This is a genomic window from Spirillospora sp. NPDC127506 (assembly GCF_040302145.1).
In the GTDB taxonomy this organism is placed as follows: domain Bacteria; phylum Actinomycetota; class Actinomycetes; order Streptosporangiales; family Streptosporangiaceae; genus Spirillospora.
The window spans coordinates 74,521-97,453 of record NZ_JBEORG010000009.1 but is presented as its reverse complement, the minus strand read 5'-3'; the positions used below and the strand labels follow the sequence as shown (position 1 = coordinate 97,453).

22 protein-coding genes are annotated in these 22,933 nt (G+C 71.9%); 16 read left to right on the top strand and 6 right to left on the bottom strand.

Annotation, left to right across the window (positions count from 1 at the left end; translation table 11 throughout):
• Positions 1-7: 7 nt before the first annotated feature.
• Both galK and galE read right to left on the bottom strand, forming a co-directional pair.
• On the bottom strand, positions 8-1,144 hold the full coding sequence (galK, locus tag ABTW95_RS12125; protein WP_500226301.1) for a galactokinase: 1,137 nt from the start codon (positions 1,142-1,144) through the stop codon (positions 8-10).
• Complete coding sequence (gene galE / locus ABTW95_RS12120; protein ID WP_500226268.1) at positions 1,141-2,094, bottom strand: UDP-glucose 4-epimerase GalE; 954 nt, start codon at positions 2,092-2,094, stop codon at positions 1,141-1,143. The genes galK and galE overlap by 4 nt, the downstream gene beginning before the upstream one ends.
• A gap of 83 nt (positions 2,095-2,177) precedes the next feature.
• Between galE and ABTW95_RS12115 the strand changes: the two genes are divergently transcribed.
• From ABTW95_RS12115 to ABTW95_RS12100, 4 genes are all read left to right on the top strand, one after another.
• Positions 2,178-3,167, top strand: a complete 990-nt coding sequence (locus tag ABTW95_RS12115) for a hemolysin family protein (protein ID WP_500226267.1) — start codon at positions 2,178-2,180, stop codon at positions 3,165-3,167.
• Positions 3,168-3,180: 13 nt separating this feature from the next.
• Positions 3,181-4,248, top strand: coding sequence for a tryptophan--tRNA ligase (gene trpS / locus ABTW95_RS12110; protein ID WP_396446629.1), 1,068 nt, complete (start codon positions 3,181-3,183; stop codon positions 4,246-4,248).
• Positions 4,238-4,882, top strand: coding sequence for a 2'-5' RNA ligase family protein (locus ABTW95_RS12105; RefSeq protein WP_500226266.1), 645 nt, complete (start codon positions 4,238-4,240; stop codon positions 4,880-4,882). The genes trpS and ABTW95_RS12105 overlap by 11 nt, the downstream gene beginning before the upstream one ends.
• 100 nt (positions 4,883-4,982) lie before the next feature.
• Positions 4,983-6,071 (top strand): YihY/virulence factor BrkB family protein, encoded by a 1,089-nt coding sequence (locus ABTW95_RS12100; protein WP_500226265.1) that lies wholly within the window; start codon positions 4,983-4,985, stop codon positions 6,069-6,071.
• A 24-nt stretch (positions 6,072-6,095) separates the two neighbouring features.
• On the opposite strand, the gene ABTW95_RS12095 is transcribed toward ABTW95_RS12100, so the two are convergent.
• A complete protein-coding gene (locus tag ABTW95_RS12095) occupies positions 6,096-7,349 on the bottom strand; it encodes a D-alanyl-D-alanine carboxypeptidase family protein (protein ID WP_500226264.1) in 1,254 nt (417 codons plus the stop codon).
• Positions 7,350-7,832: 483 nt separating this feature from the next.
• On the opposite strand from ABTW95_RS12095, the gene ABTW95_RS12090 reads away from it, so the two are divergent.
• From ABTW95_RS12090 to ABTW95_RS12045, 10 genes are all read left to right on the top strand, one after another.
• Positions 7,833-8,999, top strand: a complete 1,167-nt coding sequence (locus tag ABTW95_RS12090) for a glutamate--cysteine ligase (RefSeq protein ID WP_396452401.1) — start codon at positions 7,833-7,835, stop codon at positions 8,997-8,999.
• Between the two features lie 133 nt (positions 9,000-9,132).
• Positions 9,133-10,539, top strand: a complete 1,407-nt coding sequence (locus ABTW95_RS12085) for an amidohydrolase (protein WP_396452418.1) — start codon at positions 9,133-9,135, stop codon at positions 10,537-10,539.
• A 244-nt stretch (positions 10,540-10,783) separates the two neighbouring features.
• Positions 10,784-11,845 (top strand): BMP family lipoprotein, encoded by a 1,062-nt coding sequence (locus tag ABTW95_RS12080; protein WP_396452403.1) that lies wholly within the window; start codon positions 10,784-10,786, stop codon positions 11,843-11,845.
• A gap of 124 nt (positions 11,846-11,969) precedes the next feature.
• Positions 11,970-13,508, top strand: coding sequence for an ABC transporter ATP-binding protein (locus ABTW95_RS12075; RefSeq protein WP_396455001.1), 1,539 nt, complete (start codon positions 11,970-11,972; stop codon positions 13,506-13,508).
• Positions 13,505-14,872 carry an ABC transporter permease subunit gene (locus ABTW95_RS12070; protein WP_396452407.1) on the top strand — a complete coding sequence of 456 codons (1,368 nt, stop codon included), beginning with the start codon at positions 13,505-13,507 and terminating at the stop codon, positions 14,870-14,872. Before ABTW95_RS12075 ends, ABTW95_RS12070 begins: the two co-directional genes overlap by 4 nt.
• Positions 14,869-16,224 carry an ABC transporter permease gene (locus ABTW95_RS12065; protein ID WP_396452408.1) on the top strand — a complete coding sequence of 452 codons (1,356 nt, stop codon included), beginning with the start codon at positions 14,869-14,871 and terminating at the stop codon, positions 16,222-16,224. Before ABTW95_RS12070 ends, ABTW95_RS12065 begins: the two co-directional genes overlap by 4 nt.
• A 5-nt stretch (positions 16,225-16,229) precedes the next feature.
• Positions 16,230-16,634: a cytidine deaminase gene (locus ABTW95_RS12060; protein WP_396452410.1), complete on the top strand. Its 405-nt coding sequence runs from the start codon at positions 16,230-16,232 to the stop codon at positions 16,632-16,634.
• A 4-nt stretch (positions 16,635-16,638) separates the two neighbouring features.
• Positions 16,639-17,913, top strand: coding sequence for a thymidine phosphorylase (locus tag ABTW95_RS12055; protein WP_396452411.1), 1,275 nt, complete (start codon positions 16,639-16,641; stop codon positions 17,911-17,913).
• A 139-nt stretch (positions 17,914-18,052) separates the two neighbouring features.
• A complete protein-coding gene (locus ABTW95_RS12050) occupies positions 18,053-18,637 on the top strand; it encodes a Uma2 family endonuclease (protein ID WP_500226263.1) in 585 nt (194 codons plus the stop codon).
• A 123-nt stretch (positions 18,638-18,760) separates the two neighbouring features.
• Entirely contained in the window at positions 18,761-18,970 is a 210-nt protein-coding gene (locus ABTW95_RS12045) for a DUF397 domain-containing protein (protein WP_396452415.1), read from the top strand.
• Positions 18,971-19,097: 127 nt separating this feature from the next.
• Here the strand turns inward: ABTW95_RS12045 and ABTW95_RS12040 are convergent, their stop codons facing one another.
• Complete coding sequence (locus tag ABTW95_RS12040) at positions 19,098-19,862, bottom strand: alpha/beta hydrolase family protein (RefSeq protein ID WP_500226262.1); 765 nt, start codon at positions 19,860-19,862, stop codon at positions 19,098-19,100.
• 240 nt (positions 19,863-20,102) lie between these two features.
• Here ABTW95_RS12040 and ABTW95_RS12035 point away from each other — a divergent pair, with 240 nt between their 5' ends.
• Positions 20,103-20,756 (top strand): maleylpyruvate isomerase N-terminal domain-containing protein, encoded by a 654-nt coding sequence (locus ABTW95_RS12035; protein WP_500226261.1) that lies wholly within the window; start codon positions 20,103-20,105, stop codon positions 20,754-20,756.
• Positions 20,757-20,768: 12 nt separating this feature from the next.
• On the opposite strand, the gene ABTW95_RS12030 is transcribed toward ABTW95_RS12035, so the two are convergent.
• Positions 20,769-21,686, bottom strand: coding sequence for a LysR family transcriptional regulator (locus tag ABTW95_RS12030; protein ID WP_396449851.1), 918 nt, complete (start codon positions 21,684-21,686; stop codon positions 20,769-20,771).
• Positions 21,687-21,901: 215 nt separating this feature from the next.
• Between ABTW95_RS12030 and ABTW95_RS12025 the strand changes: the two genes are divergently transcribed.
• Positions 21,902-22,435 carry a DUF6817 domain-containing protein gene (locus ABTW95_RS12025; protein WP_500226260.1) on the top strand — a complete coding sequence of 178 codons (534 nt, stop codon included), beginning with the start codon at positions 21,902-21,904 and terminating at the stop codon, positions 22,433-22,435.
• A 9-nt stretch (positions 22,436-22,444) separates the two neighbouring features.
• On the opposite strand, the gene ABTW95_RS12020 is transcribed toward ABTW95_RS12025, so the two are convergent.
• Positions 22,445-22,915: a DinB family protein gene (locus tag ABTW95_RS12020; RefSeq protein WP_500226259.1), complete on the bottom strand. Its 471-nt coding sequence runs from the start codon at positions 22,913-22,915 to the stop codon at positions 22,445-22,447.
• Positions 22,916-22,933: the final 18 nt, after the last annotated feature.

Below are 22,933 nucleotides of genomic sequence, written 5' to 3'. Positions count from 1 at the left end.
AAGACGATCAGCTGACCCGGTGGGCGCCCTGCGCGGGCACGGCCTCCAGGAACTGCGGGGCCGTCCAGCCGCGCTTCGCGTAGGCGTCCGTGATCGCCTCCCGCACCTTCCCGGCGCGGGAGGCGGGGGCCAGCACGATGACGGAGCCGCCGAAGCCGCCGCCGACCATGCGCCCGCCCCGGGCGCCGGCCCGGATCGCCGCGTCGACGGTGGCGTCGGCCTCGGGCCACGACACCTCGAACTGGTCGCGCAGGGACAGGTGCGAGGCGTTCAGCATGCCGCCGAACTCCGGCAGCGCCCCCGCGCGGAGCAGCCCGACGCTCGCCTCGACGCGGTGGTTCTCGGTGACGACGTGCTGGACGCGGCGCCGCAGCACCGGGTCGCGCAGCCTGCCGAGCGCGCCGGCCAGGTCCTTGACGTCGCGCAGCGCGTCCACCCCCAGCAGGGACGCGGCCTCCTCGCATTCGGCGCGGCGCCGGCCGTACTCGCCGCCGGTCAGGGCGTGCGAGGCGCGCGTGTCCACGACCAGGAGGGTCAGGCCCGCGGTGGCCGGGTCGAACGGGACCTGCGACGTGAGCCCGCTGCGGCAGTCGAGCAGCAGCGCGTGCCCGGCCGCGCACAGCAGGGACGCCGCCTGGTCCATCAGCCCGCACGGCATGCCGACCTGCTCGTTCTCCGCGCGCTGCGCCAGCCGGGCCAGGGCCGGGCGGTCGATCGCCACGCCGTGCAGGTCGCACAGCGCCAGCGCCGTCGCGCACTCCAGCGCGGCCGACGACGACAGCCCCGCGCCCTGCGGGAGGTCGGAGTCGATCAGCAGCGACGCGCCGCCCGTCCCGTGCTCGCGGAGCACCCGCGCCACCCCGACCGGGTACGCCGCCCAGGCGTGCTCGGCGGGCCACCCCTCGGAGACGACCGGCGGCCCGTCCACGGGCGCGGTCACGGCCGCCGCGGCCTGCCGCGACCGCACCTCGATCACGCCGTCGTCGCGGCGCGCGGCGGCCACCGAGACGCCGCGCGACAGCGCGAACGGCAGCACGAACCCGTCGTTGTAGTCGGTGTGCTCGCCGATCAGGTTGACCCTGCCGGGCGCCCGCCAGACGCCGTCCGGCGCGCGCCCGTACGCCTCCGCGAACTCCCCGGTCATCGGGACCGCAGGAAGGTCCACGCGTCGTCGATCATGGTGCGCAGGTCCCGCTCGGGCTTCCAGCCGAGCTCGGCCTGGATCTTCTCCGACGAGGCGACCAGCACGGCCGGGTCGCCGGCGCGGCGCGGGGCGACCTCGGCGGGGATCTCGCGGCCGGTGACCTCGCGGCACGCCTCGACGACCTCCCGGACGGAGTAGCCCGTGCCGCTGCCGAGGTTGAAGACCCGGTGGTCGCCGGGCTCGCAGGCGTCCAGCGCCAGCAGGTGGGCGCGGCCGAGGTCGGTCACGTGGATGTAGTCGCGGACGCAGGTGCCGTCCGGCGTCGGGTAGTCGTCGCCGAACATCTTCACCGCCGCGCCGTCGCCCTGCGCGATCTTCAGCACGTTCGGGATCAGGTGCGTCTCGACGGTGTGCCGCTCGCCGTGCCGCCCGTAGGCGCCCGCCACGTTGAAGTACCGCAGCGACACCCCGCCGATGCCGTGCAGCCGCGCGTACTCGGCGAGGGCCGTGTCGATCGCCAGCTTGGACGCGCCGTAGGGGTTGGTCGGGCGGGTCGGGTCGGTCTCCAGGATCGGCGTCGACTCCGGCTCCCCGTACGTGGCGGCCGTCGAGGAGAACACGATCCGCGGGACGCCGGCGGCGCGCATCGCCTCCAGCAGCGCGAGCGACTCGCCGAGGTTCTTGTCCCAGTACAGGCCGGGCTTCTCCACCGACTCGCCGACGAGGGACTTGGCCGCGAAGTGCAGCACGGCGTCGAACCCGGCGCCGGCGAGCACGTCCGCCGCCGTGTCGCGCAGCGTGCCGCGCACCAGCCGGGCGCCCTCGGGCACCGCGTCCTCGTGCCCGGTGGACAGGTCGTCCAGCACGACGACCTCGTGCCCCGCCTCCAGGAGCAGAGCGGAGACGACACTGCCGACGTAGCCGGCGCCTCCGGTGACGAGCAGCTTCACTGACGGACCTCCAGGAGAAAGACTCTGGGACGGCGGGGTTCGTCTCAGGCTATCCGGAACGCCGATCGGGGAAGGCTGAATGCATGGACCGGACGCCGCCGCGGCCGCCGGCCGGCGCGGTGCGCCCGCTGGTGTGGCTGCTGTCGCGCTCGGCCAACCTGGTCGTGCGCCTCTCCGGCGGTGACCCGGACGCGCTGCGCGAGGAGATCACCGCGGAGCGGATGCGCGCGCTCGTCGCCGAGAACACCCAGCTCACCGCCGAGGAGCGGGCGCTGATCGAGGAGGTGTTCGCGGCGGGGGAGCGGCCGCTGCGCGAGGTCCTCGTGCCGCGCACCGAGGTGGTGTTCCTGGACGCGGCGCTCGCGCTGGCCGCCGCGGCCCGGCTCGCCGCGCGCAGCCCGCACTCCCGGTTCCCCGTCTGCCGCCACTCCCACGACGAGGTGGTCGGGTTCGTCCACATCCGCGACCTGCTGGCGCCCGACCCGCCGGAGCGGGACGTCCCGGTGGGCGATCTGGTGCGCCCGGTGAAGTTCCTCCCGTCCTCGAAGCGGGTGCTGCCCGCGCTGTCGGAGATGCGCCGCGAGGGCTGCCACCTGGCGATCGTCATGGACGAGTACGGCGGCGTCGCCGGGATCGTCACGATGGAGGACCTCCTGGAGGAGCTCATCGGGGACATCCGCGACGAATATGATGTGCAGGACGCGCAGGCACGGCGCCTGCACGGCGGGGTTGTCGAGGTCGACGGCCTGCTCAACCTGGACGACTTCGCCGCCGAGACCGGCATCCGGCTGCCGGACGGGCCCTACGAGACCGTCGCCGGGCACATCATGGCGGTGCTGCGCCGGGTGCCCGCCGAGGGCGACTCGGTGGAGGCCGGCGGCCGCCGCCTCGCGGTGGCCCGGATGGACGGCCGGCGGGTGGCCCGCGTGCGCGTCATGCCGCGGGCGGCTCAGCAGGCCCTTCCGGTGCCGCCCGGCACGCCGTCCGCGACCCCGCGGGCGGTGCCCGGCGACGCCGCCACCGCCCCGCCGAGCGGGCAGACCACCGGGGGCGGAGTCTCGAGTGACACCTGAGAGAATCGTGCACATGCCCGAAGCGCCCAGCCAGCCAGCGTCCGGAACCGCCGCGGGGAAGCCGCGCGTGCTGTCCGGAATCCAGCCCACCGCCGACTCCTTCCACCTCGGCAACTATCTGGGCGCGCTCCGGCAGTGGGTCGCGATGCAGGACACGCACGAGGCGTTCTACTGCGTGGTCGACCTGCACGCGATCACCGTCGAGCACGACCCGGCGCTGCTGCGCCGCCGCACGAAGGTCGCCGCCGCGCAGCTGTTCGCGATGGGCCTCGACCCCGACCGCGCCACCGTGTTCGTGCAGAGCCACGTCCCCGAGCACGCGGAGCTGGCGTGGGTGCTCGGCTGCCTCACCGGGTTCGGCGAGGCGGGCCGCATGACCCAGTTCAAGGACAAGTCGTCCAAGCAGGGCACGGCCGGGACGAGCGTCGGCCTGTTCACCTACCCGATCCTGCAGGCCGCCGACATCCTGCTCTACACCCCCGACCCGGCGGGCGGCCGCCCGCTGCGCGTGCCCGTCGGCGAGGACCAGCGGCAGCACCTGGAGCTCACCCGCACGCTCGCGCAGCGGTTCAACCACCGGTTCGGCGAGACGTTCGTGCAGCCGGACGCGCACATCCCCGAGGGCGCCGCGAAGATCACCGACCTGCAGGAGCCGGCCGCGAAGATGAGCAAGTCGGCGTCGTCGCCGCAGGGCATCATCGACGTGCTGGAGGAGCCCGGCCCGATGCGCAAGAAGATCATGCGCGCGGTCACCGACACCGGCTCCGAGGTCGTCTACGACGAGGAGAAGAAGCCCGGCGTCACCAACCTGCTGCGGATCTACTCCGCGCTGGAGGGCACCCCCGTCCCCGACCTGGAGCGCCGCTACGAGGGCTCCGGCTACGGGCAGTTCAAGAAGGACCTCGCGCAGGTCGTCCTCGACACGTTCACGCCGATCCGGGAGCGCACCCTCAAGCTGCTGGACGACGAGGACCACCTCGACCGGCTCCTCGCCCAGGGCGCCGAGCGCGCCTCCGAGGTCGCCGTGCGGACGATGGAGACCGTGCGCGAACGGGTGGGATTCGTGGGACGTGGTCGCTGACCGCGCACCGCTCGACGACGCCGCGGGGGGCCAGGGGGAGGCCCCCTCCGCGGCCCAGACCACGATGACCGGGGGCATCCCGGCGGTGCCCGCGGCCGGCCGCCGCGCCATCGGCGTCGCCATCCCGATCCCCGACCCGCACGGCTCGTTCCTGCAGGCGCGGCGCGCCTCGTTCGGCGACCCCCTCGCGCACGCGATCCCGACGCACATCACCCTGCTCCCGCCCACCGAGGTGGACGTGGACGATATGGACGCCATCCAGGAGCACCTGCTCGGGATCGCGCGCGAGGAGCGCCCCTTCACCATCAGATTGCGCGGCAGCGGAACGTTCCGGCCGGTGTCCCCGGTCGTGTTCGTGGCGCTCGCCGAGGGAATCGGCGGCTGCGAGCGCGTCCAGGAGAAGGTTCTGTCGGGCCCCCTCGCCCGGCCCCTCCCCTTCCCGTACCACCCGCACGTCACCATCGCCCACCACCTGCCCGACGACGTCATGGACCGCGCTTTCAAGGAACTCGCGAGCTACAGCGCCGACTTCCAGGCGTGGGGCTTCTCCCTCTACGAGCACGGCCTCGACGGCATATGGCGCCGCCGCTGCGACTACGTCTTCGGTGACGGCGCCGTCCCCGCCCCCGGCTGACGCCGATTCGCGGGCGCTCCCGGCCCCGGCGTATCCGCTGCGTTGAACCGGTGGTCACCGAATGCCGCATCGGGCGGTGCGGCGTGGGTACGTTGCGTACATGCGGCAGGTCGTCAACAGGGCGCAGGGGCGGATCGAGTCTCTGTTCGGCAAGGGGAAGGGCCTGCTGCGGGGCGCCCGCGAGCGCTGGCCCTGGTTCGACCACCAGGTCCGCGCGTTCGAGCGGTACCAGGAGCGGCGCGGCGACCGGCTCGCCGCCGCGCTCACCTGCTACGCGTTCCTGTCGTTCTTCCCGCTGCTGGCGCTCGCGTACGCGCTGCTCGGCTACCTCGTCGGGGTCAGCGCGCAGGCCCGCGACTACTTCGTCCGGGCGGTCAACTCGCAGCTTCCCGGGCTCGCGGACCAGCTGCAGGTCGAGCAGATCGCCCAGTCCAAGACGGCGGTCGGGATCGTCGGCCTGGTCGCGCTGCTGTTCACCGGCCTCGGCTGGGTGCAGGTGCTGCGCGAGTCGCTGCGCGACATCTGGGGCAACGAGCCGGGCGGCGGCGGCAACTTCTTCCTGATGCGGCTCTGGGACGCCGCCGTGCTGGCGTTCCTCGGCGTGGTCCTCATCTGCGGCATGGCGGTCACGACGGTGACGAACTCCGCCACGCACACCGTCCTCGGCTGGCTCGGCTGGGACGACGTCACCGGCGCCGGGACGGGGCTGCGGCTGCTGTCCCTCGCCATCGCGATCATGTTCGACACCGTGGTATTCCTGGTGCTGTTCAGCCGCCTGTCGGGCACCCGGGCGCCGTGGCGGCGGATCATCCGCGGCGCGCTGTTCGGCGCCGTCGGGTTCGAGGCCCTCAAGCAGGTCGCGGCGATCCTGGTGGCGCGCACCACGCAGAACCCCGTCTACGGCACGTTCGCCGTCCTGGTCGGACTGATGGTGTGGATCAACATCGCGTCCCGGTTCGGGCTGTTCGCCGCCGCGTGGACGGCGACGCGCCGCGTCGTCCTCACCGCCGACGCGGAGAACCCGGAGAACTGCGCGGACGAGGCCGAGGTCGAGGCGCTGCGGAAACGCGCCGAAGCGGGCGATGAGGCGGGCGGCGAAGCAGGCGGCGAGGCGGGTGCCGAGGCGGGCGCCGAGGCGGGCGCCGAGGCGGGCGCCGAGGAGCCGTCGTCGGCGCATCCGGCGCGCTGACCCGGCCCCGGCGCCCCGCTGGGCCTACCGGCCCGAGAGGTCGCGGAAGCGGGCCGCCTCCAGGCGGCGCCGGCGGCGCAGCACGACGAACAGCACCGCGATCGCCAGCAGGGCGCCGGCCGCGCCCCCGCCCACGAGCAGCCACATGCGGGACGGGTCGTCCGAGGCCGGCGGGGCGTCCGGCAGCACGCCCGCCGCGCCGTCCTTCTTCGCCTGCTTCGCGTCGCCGGGCGGGACGAGCGCGCCCACCGGCTGCACCTTGCCGCGTGCCGCGAACCCCCAGTCCAGCAGCTTCGCCGCGTACGGGGACGGCGGCCGGTCCGCGCGCATCAGCGAGATCACGATGGTGTGCCCGCCGCGCCGCGCCTCGGCGACGAATGTCTGCTTCGCGGCGATCGTGTAGCCGTTCTTGCCGCCGAGCATGCCCGGGTAGGCTTCGCGCTCGCCCGGCAGCATGTGGTTGTGCGTGTGGATCGGGTACCCGCCGACCTTCTTGCCCTTCTTGCGCTCCTTCTTGGTGGGCGGCGCGGGGAACTTGATGTCGATGGCCTGCATGTACCTGCGGTAGTCGGGGTTCTTCATCCCCTCGCGCAGGATCAGCGCCAGGTCGTAGGCCGAGGTGTGCTGGGTCCGGACGGTCAGCCCGAGGTCGCGGTCGAGCCCGTTCGGCGACCCGGCCAGGGTGTCGTGGGCGTTGATCCGCTTCGCCTCGGCGTTCATGTCGGCGAGGGTCTTCCGCACGCCGCCGTCCGCCTCCGCGAGCGTGAACGCCGCGTCGTTCGCCGACATCATCAGCATCGCGTGGAACAGGTCGGAGACCTTGTACCGCATCTTGGGCGTCAGCCCGACCTTGGTGCCCTCGACGTCGCACGCCTTCTGGGAGGGGCGGACGAGCCGGTTCGGGTCCAGCTTGGGGATCAGCGTCAGCGCGGTCAGCGTCTTGATCGTGCTGGCCGGCAGGTAGCGGCCGTGCGGGTCCTTGGCGGCGAGGACCTCGCCGGTGTCGGCGTCCGCGATCAGCCACGACGCGGCCTTGATCTTCGGGACGGCCGGGACGCCCGGCGCCTTGTCGACGACGATGCCGCGGCTCGCGAGCAGCGGCCCGCCGACCGTCTCCGCCGTGGGCGCGGCGGACGGCGCCGCGGCCGCCCGGCCCGCCGCCGCGGCGGGCGCCGCGACCAGCGCGGGCGCCGCGGCGACGGCGGCCGCCGCGACCGGAATCGTGCACACCGTCAGGGCGCGGCGGACGCCGGCCGGCCCTCGTCGCTCGGCTCGCAAGCTCTCGACGCTCCTCTTTCCCGTGGGAGCCGTGCCGCTCCCGACGCGCAGGCGCCCAACGCCCATGACTCCCCCGAAGACTAGGCGACGTATCCGGCGAAGGGGTACCCGACCGCGAAGACGGCAAGCATGGGACGGACGCGACGCATGGAGCAGACGTGATATGACGGTACGTAAGGGACACGCTTCATTGGTCACAGTCCGTCACGGACGGTATTTTGGGACGGGCTGACTAGTTCGATCTAGTGATGCCCCGAACAAGATCGATGACCGAAAAGTAGGACCCCCGGACGTCCGTCCCCCGCCCGCATGAGTCAAATGATCCGCAAAGGGCATGGACACCCGGCAGGGTGGCGGGCACGAGCGCCATCATGGAGCGAACACGTGACCTGGACCGGCGTTTGTCCAGGCTTAGGGACCCGCTGGCTGAATTGCGCCACGTGCCACGCAACGACCTGCAAGGATTGTGGACGGAGGTTGGCCGTGGCCATTGACTTCAACGCATCGAACGGCGCGACGCTCGGCGTCGAGTGGGAGATCCAGCTGGTCGATGCGGAGACCAGGCACCTGCGGCAGGACGCACGCGAGGTGCTCGCCGCCCTGCCCGCGCTCAGCCTGGACGGGGACAACCCCCGCATCCGGCACGAGCTGATGGAGTCGATGGTCGAGGTCGTGACCGGGATCTGCAGCACCGTGGGCGAGGCCAAGGCCGACCTGGCCGGCACGCTCGGCGCGCTTCGGGCCGCCGCCGCCGACCGCGGCATCGCGCTGGCCTGCACGGGCACCCACCCGATCAGCGACTGGCGGGACGCGGTGATGGCGCCGATGGGCCGCTACGCCCAGCTCGTCGAGGAGATGCAGTGGCTGGCGCGCCGCATCCAGACGTTCGGCGTTCACGTCCACGTCGGCATCTCCGACGGCGCCAAGGCGATCCCCATCGTCAACGCGCTCTCGTCCTACCTTCCGCACTTCCTGGCGCTCACCGCGTCCAGCCCGTTCTGGAGCGGCGGCGACACCGGCCTGGCGTCCTGCCGGGCGGTCGTCTTCGGCCAGCTCCCGACGGCCGGACCGCCCCACCTGTTGGACGGCTGGGCGGCGTTCGAGGATTACATGGAGACGCTGATGCGTTCCGGAACTATCCGGAGCATCAAAGAGGTGTGGTGGGACATCCGCCCGCATCCCGACTTCGGCACGGTCGAGATCAGGATGTTCGACGGCATCCCGACCCTGCGCGAGGTGGGCATGGCCGCGGCGCTGTGCCAGAGCCTGGTCACGCTGTTCGATCAGCAGCTCGACCGGGGCTACACGCTGCCGAAACCGGCGGCCTGGGTGGTGCGCGACAACAAGTGGCGCGCGACCCGGTACGGGCTGGACGCCATCATCATCACCGACGACAGCGGCAACACCGCGCCGCTCCGCGACGACCTGTACGAGCTGATCAGGGAGCTGGAGCCGGTCGCCGACCGGCTCGGCTGCGCCGAGGAGCTCAAGGTCGCCGGCGAGGTCCTGGAGCAGGGGGCCGCGTACGAGCGGCAGCGCGCGATCCGCGCCGAGGGCGGGACGCTGGAGCACATCGTCGACGCGGCGATCACGGAGCTCGCGGAGGACCGGTTCGTCACACTGGGGGAGGTCGTACATGCCGGAGCCTGAGAGGCCGCAGCGGACGGCCCGCCCCGCGAACGCGAAGCCGCCGAAGAGCGAACACGTCGTAGAGAACGTTCCCGAGAACGAGAACACCACCGGGCGGGCGCCGTTCGGCTCCGCCGTCGCACAGGGGGCGCAGATGACACATCCGGGACCCGGGGTGATGCCCGGCCTTGAACCACCCGATGCCGCGGACCCCGTGGACCGGGACGCCGGCGAGGCCGGCCCCCTGAACGGAACCGCGGCAGCCGGCGGACCCCGGGCGGGGACGCCCGGCCCGGGCCGCGCGAGCGTGCCCGCGGTGCTCGGCGGCGCCGTCCTGCAGCCGCAGCTCGACGCGTTCCTGGCCGCGCACGAGGACGAGCTGATCGCGTTCCGCCGCGACCTGCACGCCCACCCCGAGCTGGGCTACGCCGAGCACCGCACCACCGCGAAGATCGCCGAGCGGCTGCGCGCCGCCGGCCTCGACCCGGTGGTCCTGCCCAAGGGCACCGGCCTGTTCTGCGACATCGGCCCCGCCGACGGCACCACGGTCGCGCTGCGCGCCGACATCGACGCGCTCCCGCTGCAGGACGAGAAGGAGGGCGTCCCGTACCGGTCGACGGTCCCCGGCGTCGCGCACGCGTGCGGCCACGACGTCCACACCGCGATGGTGCTGGGCGCGGGCCTGTTCCTCGCGCAGCAGGCCGAGGCCGGGCTGCTGCCGGGCCGGGTCCGGCTGCTGTTCCAGCCCGCCGAGGAGACCCCCGGCGGGGCGCTGGACGTGATGGCCGCCGGCGGCATCGCGGGCGTCGACCGCGCGTTCGCGCTGCACTGCGACCCGCGCATCGAGGTCGGCCAGCTGGGGCTGCGCACCGGCCCGATCACCGCCGCCTGCGACAAGGTGTACGTGAAGGTCACCGGCCCCGGCGGGCACACCGCCCGGCCGCACCTGACCGCCGACCTGGTGTACGCGCTCGCCAAGATCGTCACCGAGCTGCCGTCCGCGCTGTCCCGGCGCGTCGACCCGCGCTCCAGCCTGTCGCTGGTGTGGGGGCGCGTCTCGGCCGGGTCGGTCGCCAACGCGATCCCCGACGACGGGATCGCCGAGGGCACCGTCCGCTGCCTGGACGACGAGGCGTGGCACCGCGCGCCGGAGATGATGAAGGCGCTGCTGCAGTCGGTCGCCGCCGCCTACGACGTGGAGGCGTCGCTGGAGTACGTGCGGGGCGTCCCGCCGACCGTGAACGAGGCGGCCAGCGTGCAGATGTTCCGCGACGCCGCCGCGCAGGTGATCGACGAGGAGGGCGTCGTCCCGACCCCGCAGAGCCTCGGCGGCGAGGACTTCGGCTGGTACCTGGAGTCGATCCCCGGCGCGCTCGCCCGGCTCGGCGTCCGCACCCCCGGCTCGCCCGGCGAGTACGACCTGCACCGCGGCGACTTCGACGTCGACGAGCGGTGCATCGCGGTCGGCCTGCGGGTGCTGAGCGCCACCGCGCTGACCGCGCTGTGGGAGGGCGGCCGCCCCGGCGACGCCGAGCAGATCGAGGGCGCGGCGCTCGCGTAGCCGCCGTGTCACGCAACGTGACCTCCCGCCCCCCGCCGGTACCCTGTGACTTGGCAACTCCGCACGTCCCTCCGGCCACCGACGTCGCCGCTGACCTGTGGCGATATGCGTACGCATTGGTAACGGACCTATTGCGAATCGGTGCAGGCGGGAAGTTTGCCCTCTTTCGCGGGGTAGCGTCCGATCGATTTCGGTGACCGGACCGGTCGCCTGACCGTGGGTGGGGAACGGAAGGAGCGCTACCTTGCGCCGTGGACTGAAGACTTCGCTCGTCACCGTGACGGGTGCGGCGCTGCTGCTCAGCGCTTCCGCATGCGGTGGCAAGAAGGCGGACACCGGTGGCGGTGGTGACGAGGGCGGCAAGAAGACCCTCAAGATCGGCCTGGCCTTCGACATCGGCGGCCGCGGTGACCAGTCCTTCAACGACTCGGCCGCCGCCGGTCTCGACAAGGCGAAGAAGGACCTGAACGTCCAGACCGAGGAGATCTCGGCCAAGCCGGACGAGCCGGACTCCGACAAGGAGTCGCGCCTGCGGCTGCTCGCCAACAAGGGCTACAACCCGATCATCGGGGTGGGCTTCGCCTACACCACCTCCATCATCAAGGTCGCCAAGGACTTCCCGAACACCAAGTTCCTCGTCGTGGACGCCGACCAGTGCAAGGTCGAGGGCGCGAACGTCAGCGGCGCCTGCTTCGCCGAGGAGCAGGGGTCCTACCTGGTCGGCGCCGCCGCGGCGCTGAAGTCCAAGAGCGGCACGATCGGCTTCATCGGCGGCGTGAACGTGCCGCTGATCCAGAAGTTCTTCGCCGGCTACCAGGCGGGTGCGAAGAAGGCCAAGCCGGACATCAAGATCCTGCCGCCGAAGTACCTGACGCAGCCGCCGAACTTCAACGGCTTCAAGGACACGAGCCTCGGCAACGAGGCCGCCAAGGGCCAGCTCGACCAGGGCGCGGACGTCATCTACCACGCCGCGGGCGGCGCCGGCATCGGCGTCATCAAGACCGTCGGCGCGGCCGGCAAGTGGGCCATCGGCGTCGACTCCGACCAGTACAACCAGCCCGCGGTCGCCGGGGTGAAGGAGCACATCCTCACCTCGATGGTGAAGCACGTCGACGTGTCGGTGTTCGACTTCGTGGAGAGCGTCGCCAACGGCACGTTCAAGGCGGGCACCAAGACCTACGACCTCAGCAACGACGGTGTCGGCTACTCCGCGTCCGGCGGCAACGTCGACGACATCAAGGCCAAGCTGGACGAGCTGAAGGCCAAGGTCGTCAGCGGCGAGATCAAGGTCCCGACCAAGGCCTGACCCGGCGTTCCGGCCGTGCGCCGCACCGGGAGCCATCCGGCCGGGTGGCTTCCGGTGCGCGCCCGCGCCCGCCGTCGTCGTCGGCGCGTCCGAGGCAGCGTCCTAGGCAGGAGGAGGGGCACTCGTGCCTGACCAGGTGCCGGCCGTACGGCTGACATCGATCACCAAGCGGTTCCCCGGAGTGGTGGCCAACCGCGACATCAACCTCACGATCGAGCGCGGTGAGGTGCACGCGCTCTGCGGCGAGAACGGCGCCGGCAAGTCCACCCTGATGAAGATCCTCTACGGCATGCAGAAGCCGGACGAGGGCACCATCGAGGTCGGCGGCGAGCAGGTCTCCTTCCGCAGCCCGGCCGACGCGATCGAGCGCGGCATCGGCATGGTCCACCAGCACTTCAAGCTGGCCGACAACCTGACCGTGCTGGAGAACGTCGTCCTCGGCGCCGAGCCCCGCGCCAAGGGATGGCGGCGCGGCCGCATCGACTTCGCCGCCGCCCGCGCCAAGATCAAGGAGATGTCGCAGGCGTACGGGCTGCACGTCGACCCGGACACGCTGGTGGAGAACCTCGGCGTCGGCGAGCGGCAGCGCGTGGAGATCCTCAAGGTCCTGTACCGGGGCGCCCGCGTGCTGATCCTGGACGAGCCGACCGCGGTGCTCGTCCCGCAGGAGGTCGACGAGCTGTTCGGCAACCTGCGGGAGCTGCGCGCCGAGGGCCTCACGGTCCTGTTCATCTCGCACAAGCTGGACGAGGTGCTGGCCGTCGCCGACACGATCTCGGTGATCCGGCGCGGCACCACCGTCGCGACCCGGCTGGACCCGCGGGAGGTCACCTCCCGGCGGCTCGCCGAGCTGATGGTCGGGTCCGAGCTGCCGACCCCGGAACTGCGCGAGTCCACGGTCACGTCGGACGTGCAGCTGGAGGTCGGCGGGCTGACGGTGCTCACCCCCGAGGGCCGCCCGGTGGTCGACGACGTGTCGCTGCGCATCCGCCGCGGCGAGATCGTCGGGCTGGCCGGCGTCGAGGGCAACGGGCAGACCGAGCTCATCGAGGCGATCATGGGCATCCGGAACGCGGACACCGGGACGATCGTCTACGGCGGCGAGGAGATCACCCACTGGCCGACCCGGCGGCGCCGCGAGGCCGGCATCGCCTACATCCCCGAGGACCGGCACCGGCACGGGCTCGTCCTGGAGGGCTCGCTCTGGGAGAACCGGATGCTGGGCCACCAGACGCAGCGGCCGAACGTCCGCGGCCCCTGGATCGACCGGCGCGGCGCGCGCCGCGACACGACCCGGATCGTCCGCGAGTACGACGTCCGGACGCCCGGGATCGAGGTGCCCGCCGCCGCGCTGTCGGGCGGCAACCAGCAGAAGCTCATCGTCGGGCGGGAGATGTCCGGCGACCCGCACCTGCTGATCGCCGCGCACCCGACCCGCGGCATCGACGTCGGCGCCCAGGCCGCCATCTGGGAGTACCTGCGGCAGGCCCGCGCGGACGGGCTGGCCGTGCTGCTGATCAGCGCCGATCTTGAGGAACTCATCGGAATGTCCGACACCCTGCACGTGATCCTGCGGGGGCGGCTGGTCGCGGAGGTCGATCCGCGGACCGTCACCCCCGAGGAGCTCGGCTCCGCCATGACCGGCGCGGGCGGCGCCTCATGAGCGAGCCGAACGACCCGACGCCGCCGGGCGAGGAGCCGTCCGTCCCGGTGCAGCGCGGACCGGACGCCTCGGAGCAGCCGGACGCGCCCGAGCGCCCGGACGCGGCGGAGCGGCCGGCGGAGCCGGCGCCGGGCGCGGACGCCGGTGCGCCGCCGCCCGCGGGCCGGACCGCGACCACGCCGGGCGCCGCGGAGATCTCCGCCGTCCCGGCGTGGAAGGCGATCCTGAAGGGGATGGGCCCCACCGGGCTCGGGCTGAAGATCGGCGCGCCGCTGCTGGCGCTGCTGATCTCGCTCGGCATCACGATGATCCTGCTGCGGATCACCGGCGCCGACCCGATCAGCTCGATCCAGAGCATGATCGACTACGGCACCACGGAGAACTCGCTCGTCGACATCGTCAACCGCGCGACCCGGTACTACCTGTCGGCGGTCGCGGTGGCGATCGGGTTCCGGATGGCGCTGCTGAACATCGGCGTGGACGGCCAGTACCGGATCGCCGCGTTCCTCGCCGCCGCGCTCGGCGGCGCGCTCACCCTCCCCGCGCCGTTCGGGCAGCTGCTGGTGATCGTCGCGGCGATGGTCGTCGGCGGGCTGTGGGCCGCGATCGCGGGCGTGCTGAAGGTGACCCGCGGGGTCAGCGAGGTGCTGTCCACGATCATGCTGAACGCGATCGCGACCGGCATCATCGCCTACCTGCTGAACGACAAGCGGCTCGCCGAGGTGCGGCCGGGCAGCAACAACGTCGCGACCCCGCAGATCCCCGAGTCGGGGCGGGTCGGGCCGCTGAACGGGTTCCTGTCCTCGCTCGGCCTCGACCTGCCCGGCAACGTGTACGGGCTGCTGCCGCTCGCGATCGTCGTCGGGATCGTGTTCTGGGTCGTGATCAACTACACCCGGTTCGGGTTCGACCTGAAGATCTCGGGGCTGTCGGCGTCCGCCGCGCAGGCCAGCGGCGTGAACGCCCGCCGCATGATCGTGTACACCATGGTCGCGTCCGGCGTGGTGGCCGGGCTGATCGGCATGCCGGAGCTGCTCGGCGCGTCCTACGAGTACTCGCTGAACTTCCCGGCCGGGCTCGGCTTCACCGGCATCACGGTGGCGCTGCTCGGCCGCAATCATCCGGCCGGCATCGCGCTCGCCGCGCTGCTGTTCGCGTTCCTCGACCAGACCTCCGACGTGCTCCAGGAGGTCGACGTGCCGAAGGAGATCGTCGGGGTCATGCAGGGCGTGGTCGTGCTGACCGTCGTCATCGTGTACGAGCTCGTCCGGCGCTGGGAGATCCGGCTGCAGCAGCGGGCCGTCGCCGCCGAGCTGGCCACCGGCCATGACCTGGCCCGCGAGGCCGCTGGGAGCGCCTCATGAGCGCCGTGACCGAGACGGTGGCCGCGAAGCAGGCCGCCAACGGGAAGATCCGGCTGCGCTGGCCGCACTACCTGCTGATCACCTCCGGGCTGCTGGTGCTGCTGTCGCTGGTCCGCGTGATCGACGACGCCGACCCGGTGACCTCCAGCGGGACGGTCAGCGCCGCGCTGCGCCTCGCCGTGCCGATCTTCCTGGCCGGGCTCGGCGGGCTCTGGTCCGAGCGGTCCGGTGTGATCAACATCGGCCTCGAAGGGATGATGATCCTCGGCACCTGGACCGGCGCCTGGGCCGGCTACCAGTGGGGCCCGTGGATCGGCGTCCTCGCCGGCATCATCGGCGGCGCGCTCGGCGGGCTGCTGCACGCCATCGCGACCGTGTCGTTCGGCGTCGACCACATCGTGTCGGGCGTCGCGATCAACATCCTCGGGCTGGGCCTGACGCAGTTCCTGGCCGGGCTGATCTTCGACACCGGCCAGGCGAAGGCCCTGGGCGGCGGCCCCCGGCAGTCGCCGCCGGTCGATCCGATCATGACGTTGACGCTACCGGTGCTGTCCGGCGGCAAGATCGGCGGCTGGCAGAGCCCGGACTGGCTCGGCTCGCTGGAGAACCACCACTGGTTCGCGGTGTCGGACGCCGCCGGGATCGTCCGCGGCCTGACCAGCGACATGTCGCTGCTGACGCTGGTGTCGCTGCTGCTCGTCCCGCTCAGCTTCCTGATCCTGTGGCGGACGCCGTTCGGCCTGCGCATCCGCTCCTGCGGCGAGGACCCGTACGCGGCCGAGTCGCTCGGCGTGCAGGTGTACCGGATGAAGTACGCCGCGGTGGTCATCTCCGGCGCGTTCTCCGGCCTGGCCGGCGCGTTCCTCGTCACCGTCGCCGCCCCGCTCTACCAGGACGGCCAGACCAACGGCCGCGGCTTCATCGGCCTCGCCGCCATGATCTTCGGCAACTGGCGTCCCGGCGGGCTCGCCGCGGGCTCGCTGCTGTTCGGGTACACCGACGCGATGAACGTGCGCGGCGGCGGGCAGTCCGTCCACGCGCTGCTGCTGTTCGTGGCGATCCTGCTGATCGGCGTCGCGCTCTGGCAGGGCGTCCGCGCGAACCGGCTGCGGCCGCAGGCGGTCACCGACCTGGCGCGCCGCGAGCTGCGCAACGCCTACCTCGGCGCGGTGCTGGCGCTGGTGTCGGCCGCCGGGCTGCTCGTCTGGTTCATGATGAGCGAGATCGTCCCCGGCGAGCTGGTCTCCTTCACGCCGCACCTGACGACGCTGCTCGTCCTGGCCCTGGCCAGCCAGCGGCTCCGGATGCCCGCCGCCAACGGGCTCCAGTACCGGCGGGGCGAGGCAAGATAGCCGGTATGGAGATCGACTGGCCCGCCCTGCGCGACGCCGCGCGGGAGGCGATGACGCGCGCGTACTGCCCGTACTCCGGCTTCCCGGTCGGCGCCGCCGCGCTGGTCGACGACGGCCGGATCATCACCGGGTGCAACGTGGAGAACGCCTCCTACGGGGTCGGGCTCTGCGCGGAGTGCTCGCTGGTGTCGGCGCTGCACGGCCCCGGCAAGTCGGCGCGGCCGCGCCTGGTCGCGGTGTCGGTCGTCGACAAGCACGGGGACCCCGTGATGCCCTGCGGGCGCTGCCGCCAGCTCCTCTGGGAGCACGGCGGCGCCCCGATGCTGCTGGAGACCGTCCGCGGCATCCTGCCCATGTCGGACGTCCTCCCGGACGCCTTCGGCCCCGACGACCTGATCGAGAGAGCGTGATCCCGTGGACGCCATCGACGTCATCCGCGCCAAGCGCGACGGGGGCGAGCTGACCCCCGCGCAGATCGACTGGGCCGTCGACGCCTACACGCGGGGCGCCATCGCCGAGGAGCAGATGTCGGCGCTGGCGATGGCGATCCTGCTGAACGGCATGACCCGCGCCGAGGTGGCGCGCTGGACGGAGGCGATGATCCGCTCCGGCGAGCGGATGGACTGGTCGTCCCTGGACCGCCCGACCACCGACAAGCACTCGACGGGCGGCGTGGGCGACAAGATCACCCTGCCGCTGGCGCCGCTGGTGGCGGCGTGCGGCGCGGCCGTCCCGCAGCTGTCCGGCCGCGGCCTCGGGCACACGGGCGGGACGCTGGACAAGCTGGAGTCGATCCCGGGCTGGAAGGCGTCGCTGTCGAACGCGGAGATGCTGGACGTCCTGCGCCGCGCGGGCGCGGTGATCTGCGCGGCGGGCAGCGGCCTGGCCCCGGCCGACCGCAAGCTGTACGCGCTGCGCGACGTGACGGGGACGGTCGAGTCGATCCCGCTGATCGCCTCCTCGATCATGTCGAAGAAGATCGCCGAGGGCACGGGTGCCCTGGTGCTGGACGTGAAGGTCGGCTCCGGCGCCTTCATGAAGACGGCCGGGGACGCCCGCGAGCTGGCCGAGACGATGGTCGCGATCGGCACCGACCACGGCCTCCGCACGATCGCGCTGCTGACCGCGATGGACCGCCCGCTGGGCAACGCGGTGGGCAACGCGGTCGAGGTGGCCGAGTCGGTGGAGGTCCTGGCGGGCGGCGGCCCGTCCGACGTGGTCGAGCTGACGTTGACCCTGGCCCGCGAGATGCTCGCCGCCGCGGGCGTCGCGGGCAAGGACCCGGCCGACGCCCTGAAGGACGGCTCCGCGATGGACGTCTGGCGCCGCATGATCACCGCCCAGGGCGGCGACCCGGACGCGCCGCTGCCGTCCGCCCGCGAGACCCACACGGTCACGGCCCCGTCCTCCGGCGTCCTGACGAGGCTGGACGCCTACGGGGTGGGCGTCGCGGCCTGGCGCCTAGGCGCCGGCCGCGCCCGCAAGGAAGACCCGGTCTCGTCCGGCGCGGGCGTGATCTGCCACGCCAAGCCGGGCGAAACGGTCACGAAGGGCCAGCCCCTCCTGACCCTCCACACCGACGACGAGGCCCGCTTCGCGCGCGCTCTCGAAGCCCTCGACGGCGCCTACGAGATCGAGGACGGCGGGACGCCGTCCCTCCACCCGTTGATCATCGACCGCATCGCCTGACGAATCAGCGCAAGCCGCGCTGGAGGCGGTGGCCACGTCGGCCGATCAGCAGGTCGGCGTTTGCCGGGGGCCGGGAAAATGCGCTGAAGGTAGTCTGGCCGGGTACGCGTACCAACCCTGTCCGGAGGCGCAACGAGCCATGCAATCGCTGACTCTTCCATTGCCGTCCGGTGACATCTGGACCCGGGCAGACTATGAGGCGCTGCCCGAAGACCTCCCGGTACGTGTGAGCCTCATCCACGGAGAACTCGTCGTGAACCCCCGCCTCCGCCCGATCCATCAGCGCATTGCCCGGCGTTTGGCGACCCGTATCGAGGACGCCGCCCCCGATGCTTGGCAGGTCGACACCGACGTGGACGTCCTCCTGGATGACGACGAGGTCGAGCCGGTAGAGATCGCTCCCGACATTGTCGTTTACTCCGCCGAGCACGACGTCTACGAACGTCCCATCCCTGCCGATCTGGTGGCTCTGGTCGTCGAGGTGGTGTCGCCGTCCACCAAGCGCGAGGACCGGCGGATACAGCCGGCCCTGTACGCGGAGGCCCGGATTCGGCATTACTGGCGCGTGGAGACCGACCAGACCGCACCGGCGTTCGCGATCTACACATACGAGTTGGACGACGCTACAGGCGGATATGTCGCGACCGGCGTCCACCATGACCGGCTCACCACCGCACTGCCGTTCGACCTCGATATCGAACTCAAGGCCGTACGAGAGCCCTGACAACGGAAAAGTCGTCCTCCCCGCGCGATGATCAGAATCGACGTCGGTTCGGCCGCCGCGATCACACCCGCTCTACGGCGTTGGAAGCGCTAATCGCGGACGAATCATTCCGCCCTCTGCCCAGTGCCACAGCCATTCGGACAGGCTCGGTGTCGTTTCGACGATTCCAACCTCGATTGGCTGCACCAGTTCGGGTGGGAGATCGGGCTTGCTCCTGTAGTTGCGGTGCGGGATTCCAAAGATCCGGATGGTCCTCAGTTGGTGTTCGGCGCGGCCGAGTGGCGGGCGTTCGCGCAGCGTGCGAAAGCGCGCGAGTCCGACCTGGACTACTGAGACCGTCTCTCGGTAATGGCGCCGATGTGACGCGGCCCGTGGCACTCGTCGCCACCGGGGAGGCGGTCGCTTGCGGTGGGGGCCGGTATCGGCGTCCACACGCTGGTGGACGCCGATACCGGTCATGTCAGGCTGGTGACGTCGTGCCGCTCAGGTGCCTGGCGAAGAAGCGCACGGCGCTGTCGGCCTCGAACCTGGGCAGCTCTTTGTGCGTGCCGGTGTTCGCGTGCAGTGTCTTCTCCTTTGAGGCGAAGGCGTCGAACAACGCGAGGCCGGATTGCCGCGGGATGTGCTCGTCGTCCCATTGGAGCGCGTACTCGACTGGAACGGTGATGCGACTCGCTACCTCGGCCAGGTATTCGTCGTGCCAGAAGAGGCCGAACACCGCAGCAGTGATTCTGGGGTCGGCCGCCGTCAGCGGCATGCCGATCGCGGTGCCCATGTTCAGCCCGTAGTAGCCGACCGGGCCTTCGTCGCCGATCTCGGGCAGTTCCTGGAGGGCGTCCAGGGCCGCCTGCCATTCCGGCACGGCGCGCTCCGCCAGATGCAGGTTGTAGGGGACGACGATCGGGCCGACCGGCTCACCCGAGGCCATCGCCTGCTGCATCGCGGCGATCTCCCGCTCGTCTGTCGTGGTGCGCGGGCGGCCGCCGTGGCCGGGCGCGTCGATGGCCGCGACGTTGAAACCGCAGTGCTCGACGAGGAGGTGTGCGCGGCCGGCCGTCGGCGGGGCCTTGCTGTCCCGGCCGCCGCCGTGTCCGAGCAGGACGAGAGGCGCGCGGTCGCCGCCGGAATCGGGCGTCCAGAGCATGCCGGGGATATCACCCACGGCGAATTCGCGTTCGGTGACACCGTTGGACGATGTCTCCGCGGTAAAACGCACAGAGTTCATGGGTTTCGCCTTTCGGGAGTGCCTTGCCTGCTGCGGCGCTCCCGGCGACCCCTACGTCGAACCGCCTACCGTGACGACGAGGGGAGCACCCACATCGATACAGCGTTCATGGGTCTCACCTCCTCGCGCGATGCCACGGCCTCCGGCACGGTAACAGCCGCTCGCCGTCCGGCCAACTCCTTTTCCGGTGGCGCCGGGCAGGGTTGGCCGTGGGTTCGGAGCGGCACTAACTTTGCCGAAGTGGATCTGTTCTCTCGCTCTTGGACGGCGTTGCGCGCGGCGGTCGGCGGACTCTCGGGCGACGAGTGGGAGCGCCCGTCCGGCTGCGCCGGCTGGCTCGTCCGCGACCTGGTGTGCCACCTGGTCATCGACGCCCAGGACGTCCTGATCACCCTGGTCACGCCGGCCGACGCCGAGCCGACCGCGGATGCGGTCACCTACTGGAAGCTCGTCGACCCACCGACCGGCGACGACCCGCTCGACGCGCTGATCCCGCGGCTGGCCGCCGCCTACGGCGACCCGAGCCTGCTGAGGTTCCACTTCGACGACGTCGGCTCCGCCGCCGGCCGCGCCGCGGAACTCGCCGACCGCGACCTCCGGGTCAGCACCCAGGACATGGTCCTGACCGCCGGCGACTACCTGTCCGCGTACGTCATGGAATGGACGCTGCACCACCTCGACCTGATCGCGCACCTGCCCTCGGCCGCCGATCCGCCGCCCGAGACCCTCGCCGCCGCGCGGGAGGGACTGGAGAAGATCGCCGGTGCGCCGTTCCCGGCGTCGCTCTCCGACAAGGACGCGCTGCTCATCGGCACCGGGCGCCGCTCCCCGACAGAATCCGAGAGGGCCGCGCTGGGAGAGCTGTCGGCGGAACTCCCCTTCGTCCTCGGCTGACCCGCGATTCCGTCACCCGGACGAGACGGCTGATCCGCTGTGCGGACGGGTCTGGTCGGCGGCGACCAGGTCGGCGAATTCGGTGGCCAGGGGGCTCAGCGCGTCCCACTGGCGGGCGGCCCAGCCCACCGTGATGGGGGAGAGCGCCGGGATCGGGACGGTCCGCACTGTACTGGACGGCGCGAGCGCCAGCCTGGGCAGGGACGGCAGGACGGCGTGGCCGACGCCGAGTTCGGCGAGGAGGACGGCCGTGTCCCAGTCGGCGACCCCGGCGGTCTCCGAGGGCGTGCATCCGAGGCGGACGAAGTTCTCCTCAAGGCGCCGGTGCGAAGCCGAATTGGCCGGATGCGCGATGTAGCGGATGCCGCGCAGGTCGGACGGCTCGATGGTGCTCCTGTCGGCGAGCGGGTCGGCGGCGTTGACCACGAGCACCCATGGCAGGTCGGTGACCGGGCGCTGCTGGATGTCGGCCACCGGCCCGTCGAGGGTGATCCATGCCAGGTCCACCTGGCCGCCGCGCAGCAGCTCCAGGCAGCGGCGGGTGGATTGGGCGGACTGGAAGTGCAGGGTCGCTTCCGGGTGCCGGTCGCGGAAGGCGGTGATGGCGTCCGGCATGAAGTGCCGCACGGTCACGCCCCCGGTGGTGATCTTCAAGGTGCCGCCGTTGCCGTCGCGGAGCTCCCGGAGGTGGCGCAGCGCGGCGTCGAGCGAGGCGATGCCGGTCAGCGCCGCCTGGTACAGGACCTGGCCCGCGTCGGTCGGGGAGACTCCGCGGGGACGGCGTTCGATCAGCGTGAGGCCGATCTCCCGTTCGAGCCGCCTGACGTGCTGGCTGACCGCGGGCTGGCTGCAGGAAAGGTCGCGCGCCACGGCGCTCAGGTTGCGGCTCTCGCACACGGCCAGGAAGACCCGCAGATCGTCGAGTGTCACTCACCAAAGGTATCGCTTGGAGATCCATAAGGAAATCCAAGAATTGACTGGAGTCTGCTGCCGATCCAAGCTACCTCCTACGGAACCGGACGGTTTCCGCTAGCGGCGGCAACCCGCCCGCGAAGCCTGCGCCGTGCGCTGGTGCCCCGGGACATACGGTCGGACGGCGGATGGGCGAGCGGGCGGGTGCCGACCTTCGAGTAGGGGGACAGGCGATGCGCGCCGATGCCGAGGCGGAGAGACTGCTGCTCGCCAAAGGGGCGGAGCGTGTGGAGCATCCGGGCGGCACGTTGCTGGCTCATCTGCGGCGCGTCCACGCGGTGCTCGGCGATTGGGGAGCGCGCCCAGAGCTCCGTCTCGCCGGCCTGTGCCATGCCTTCTATGGAACCGACGGCTTCGCTACGGCACTCGGCGCCCGCACGTGGCGGGAGGAGTTGAGCCGGGTCATCGGGGCGGAGGCCGAACGCCTGGTCTACCTGTATGCGAGCTGCGACCGCTCCCGGTCCTATCCGCATCTGGTCTCGCCTGACGGCCCTTTCACCGACCGCTTCACCGGGACCGCTCTTCGTCCTCCGGCGGCGGATCGCCGCGACTTCGCCGAACTCACCGTCGCCAACGAACTCGACGTGATGGCCGCTTCCCCCGAACTGCGCGCCGCGCACGGTGATTCGCTGGCCGAGCTGTTCACGGCCTGGCGGCCGCTGCTCAGCCCGTCCGCGATCCGCGCCGTCCGCGCCCTTCGCCGTTGAAGCGCCCGCCTAGTCGTGCAGGGCACGGAGTTGCCGGGTGTGGCCGGGGATCTCAGACTCCGCGAGGCCGGTGACGAGGTCTCGCACCCGCATCGGCTGGTCGACGAGGACCTCGCCCTTGGACAGCAGCAGGGCGGGCACCGGCGTGTCGAGTTCGGCCTCGCCGCATGACATGGCGAGCGCGCACAAGGCGTCCGCCTGGTGGCCGATGCGGTTCCGGAGTCCCGCGCCGCCGCCGGTGAGCGTGACGACGCGGTCGATGGTCCATGCGTCCTGCGCCAGGCGGTTGTCGTAGGTCGTGACCGCTCCGGTGGCGGCGGACGAGACGGCCGCGATCGTGGCGGTGTTGATCAGGACGACGTGCGCCAGGATCTGGTCGGCGCTCCACTCGCCGGGCGGCGGCGCGGTTCCGGGCTCGGCCGCGGTGGCGGCGTCCAGCAGCGCGCCGTACGCGGCCCGCAGCGGTGCGGTGTCCATCATGTCTGCTTCCTCCTGCCG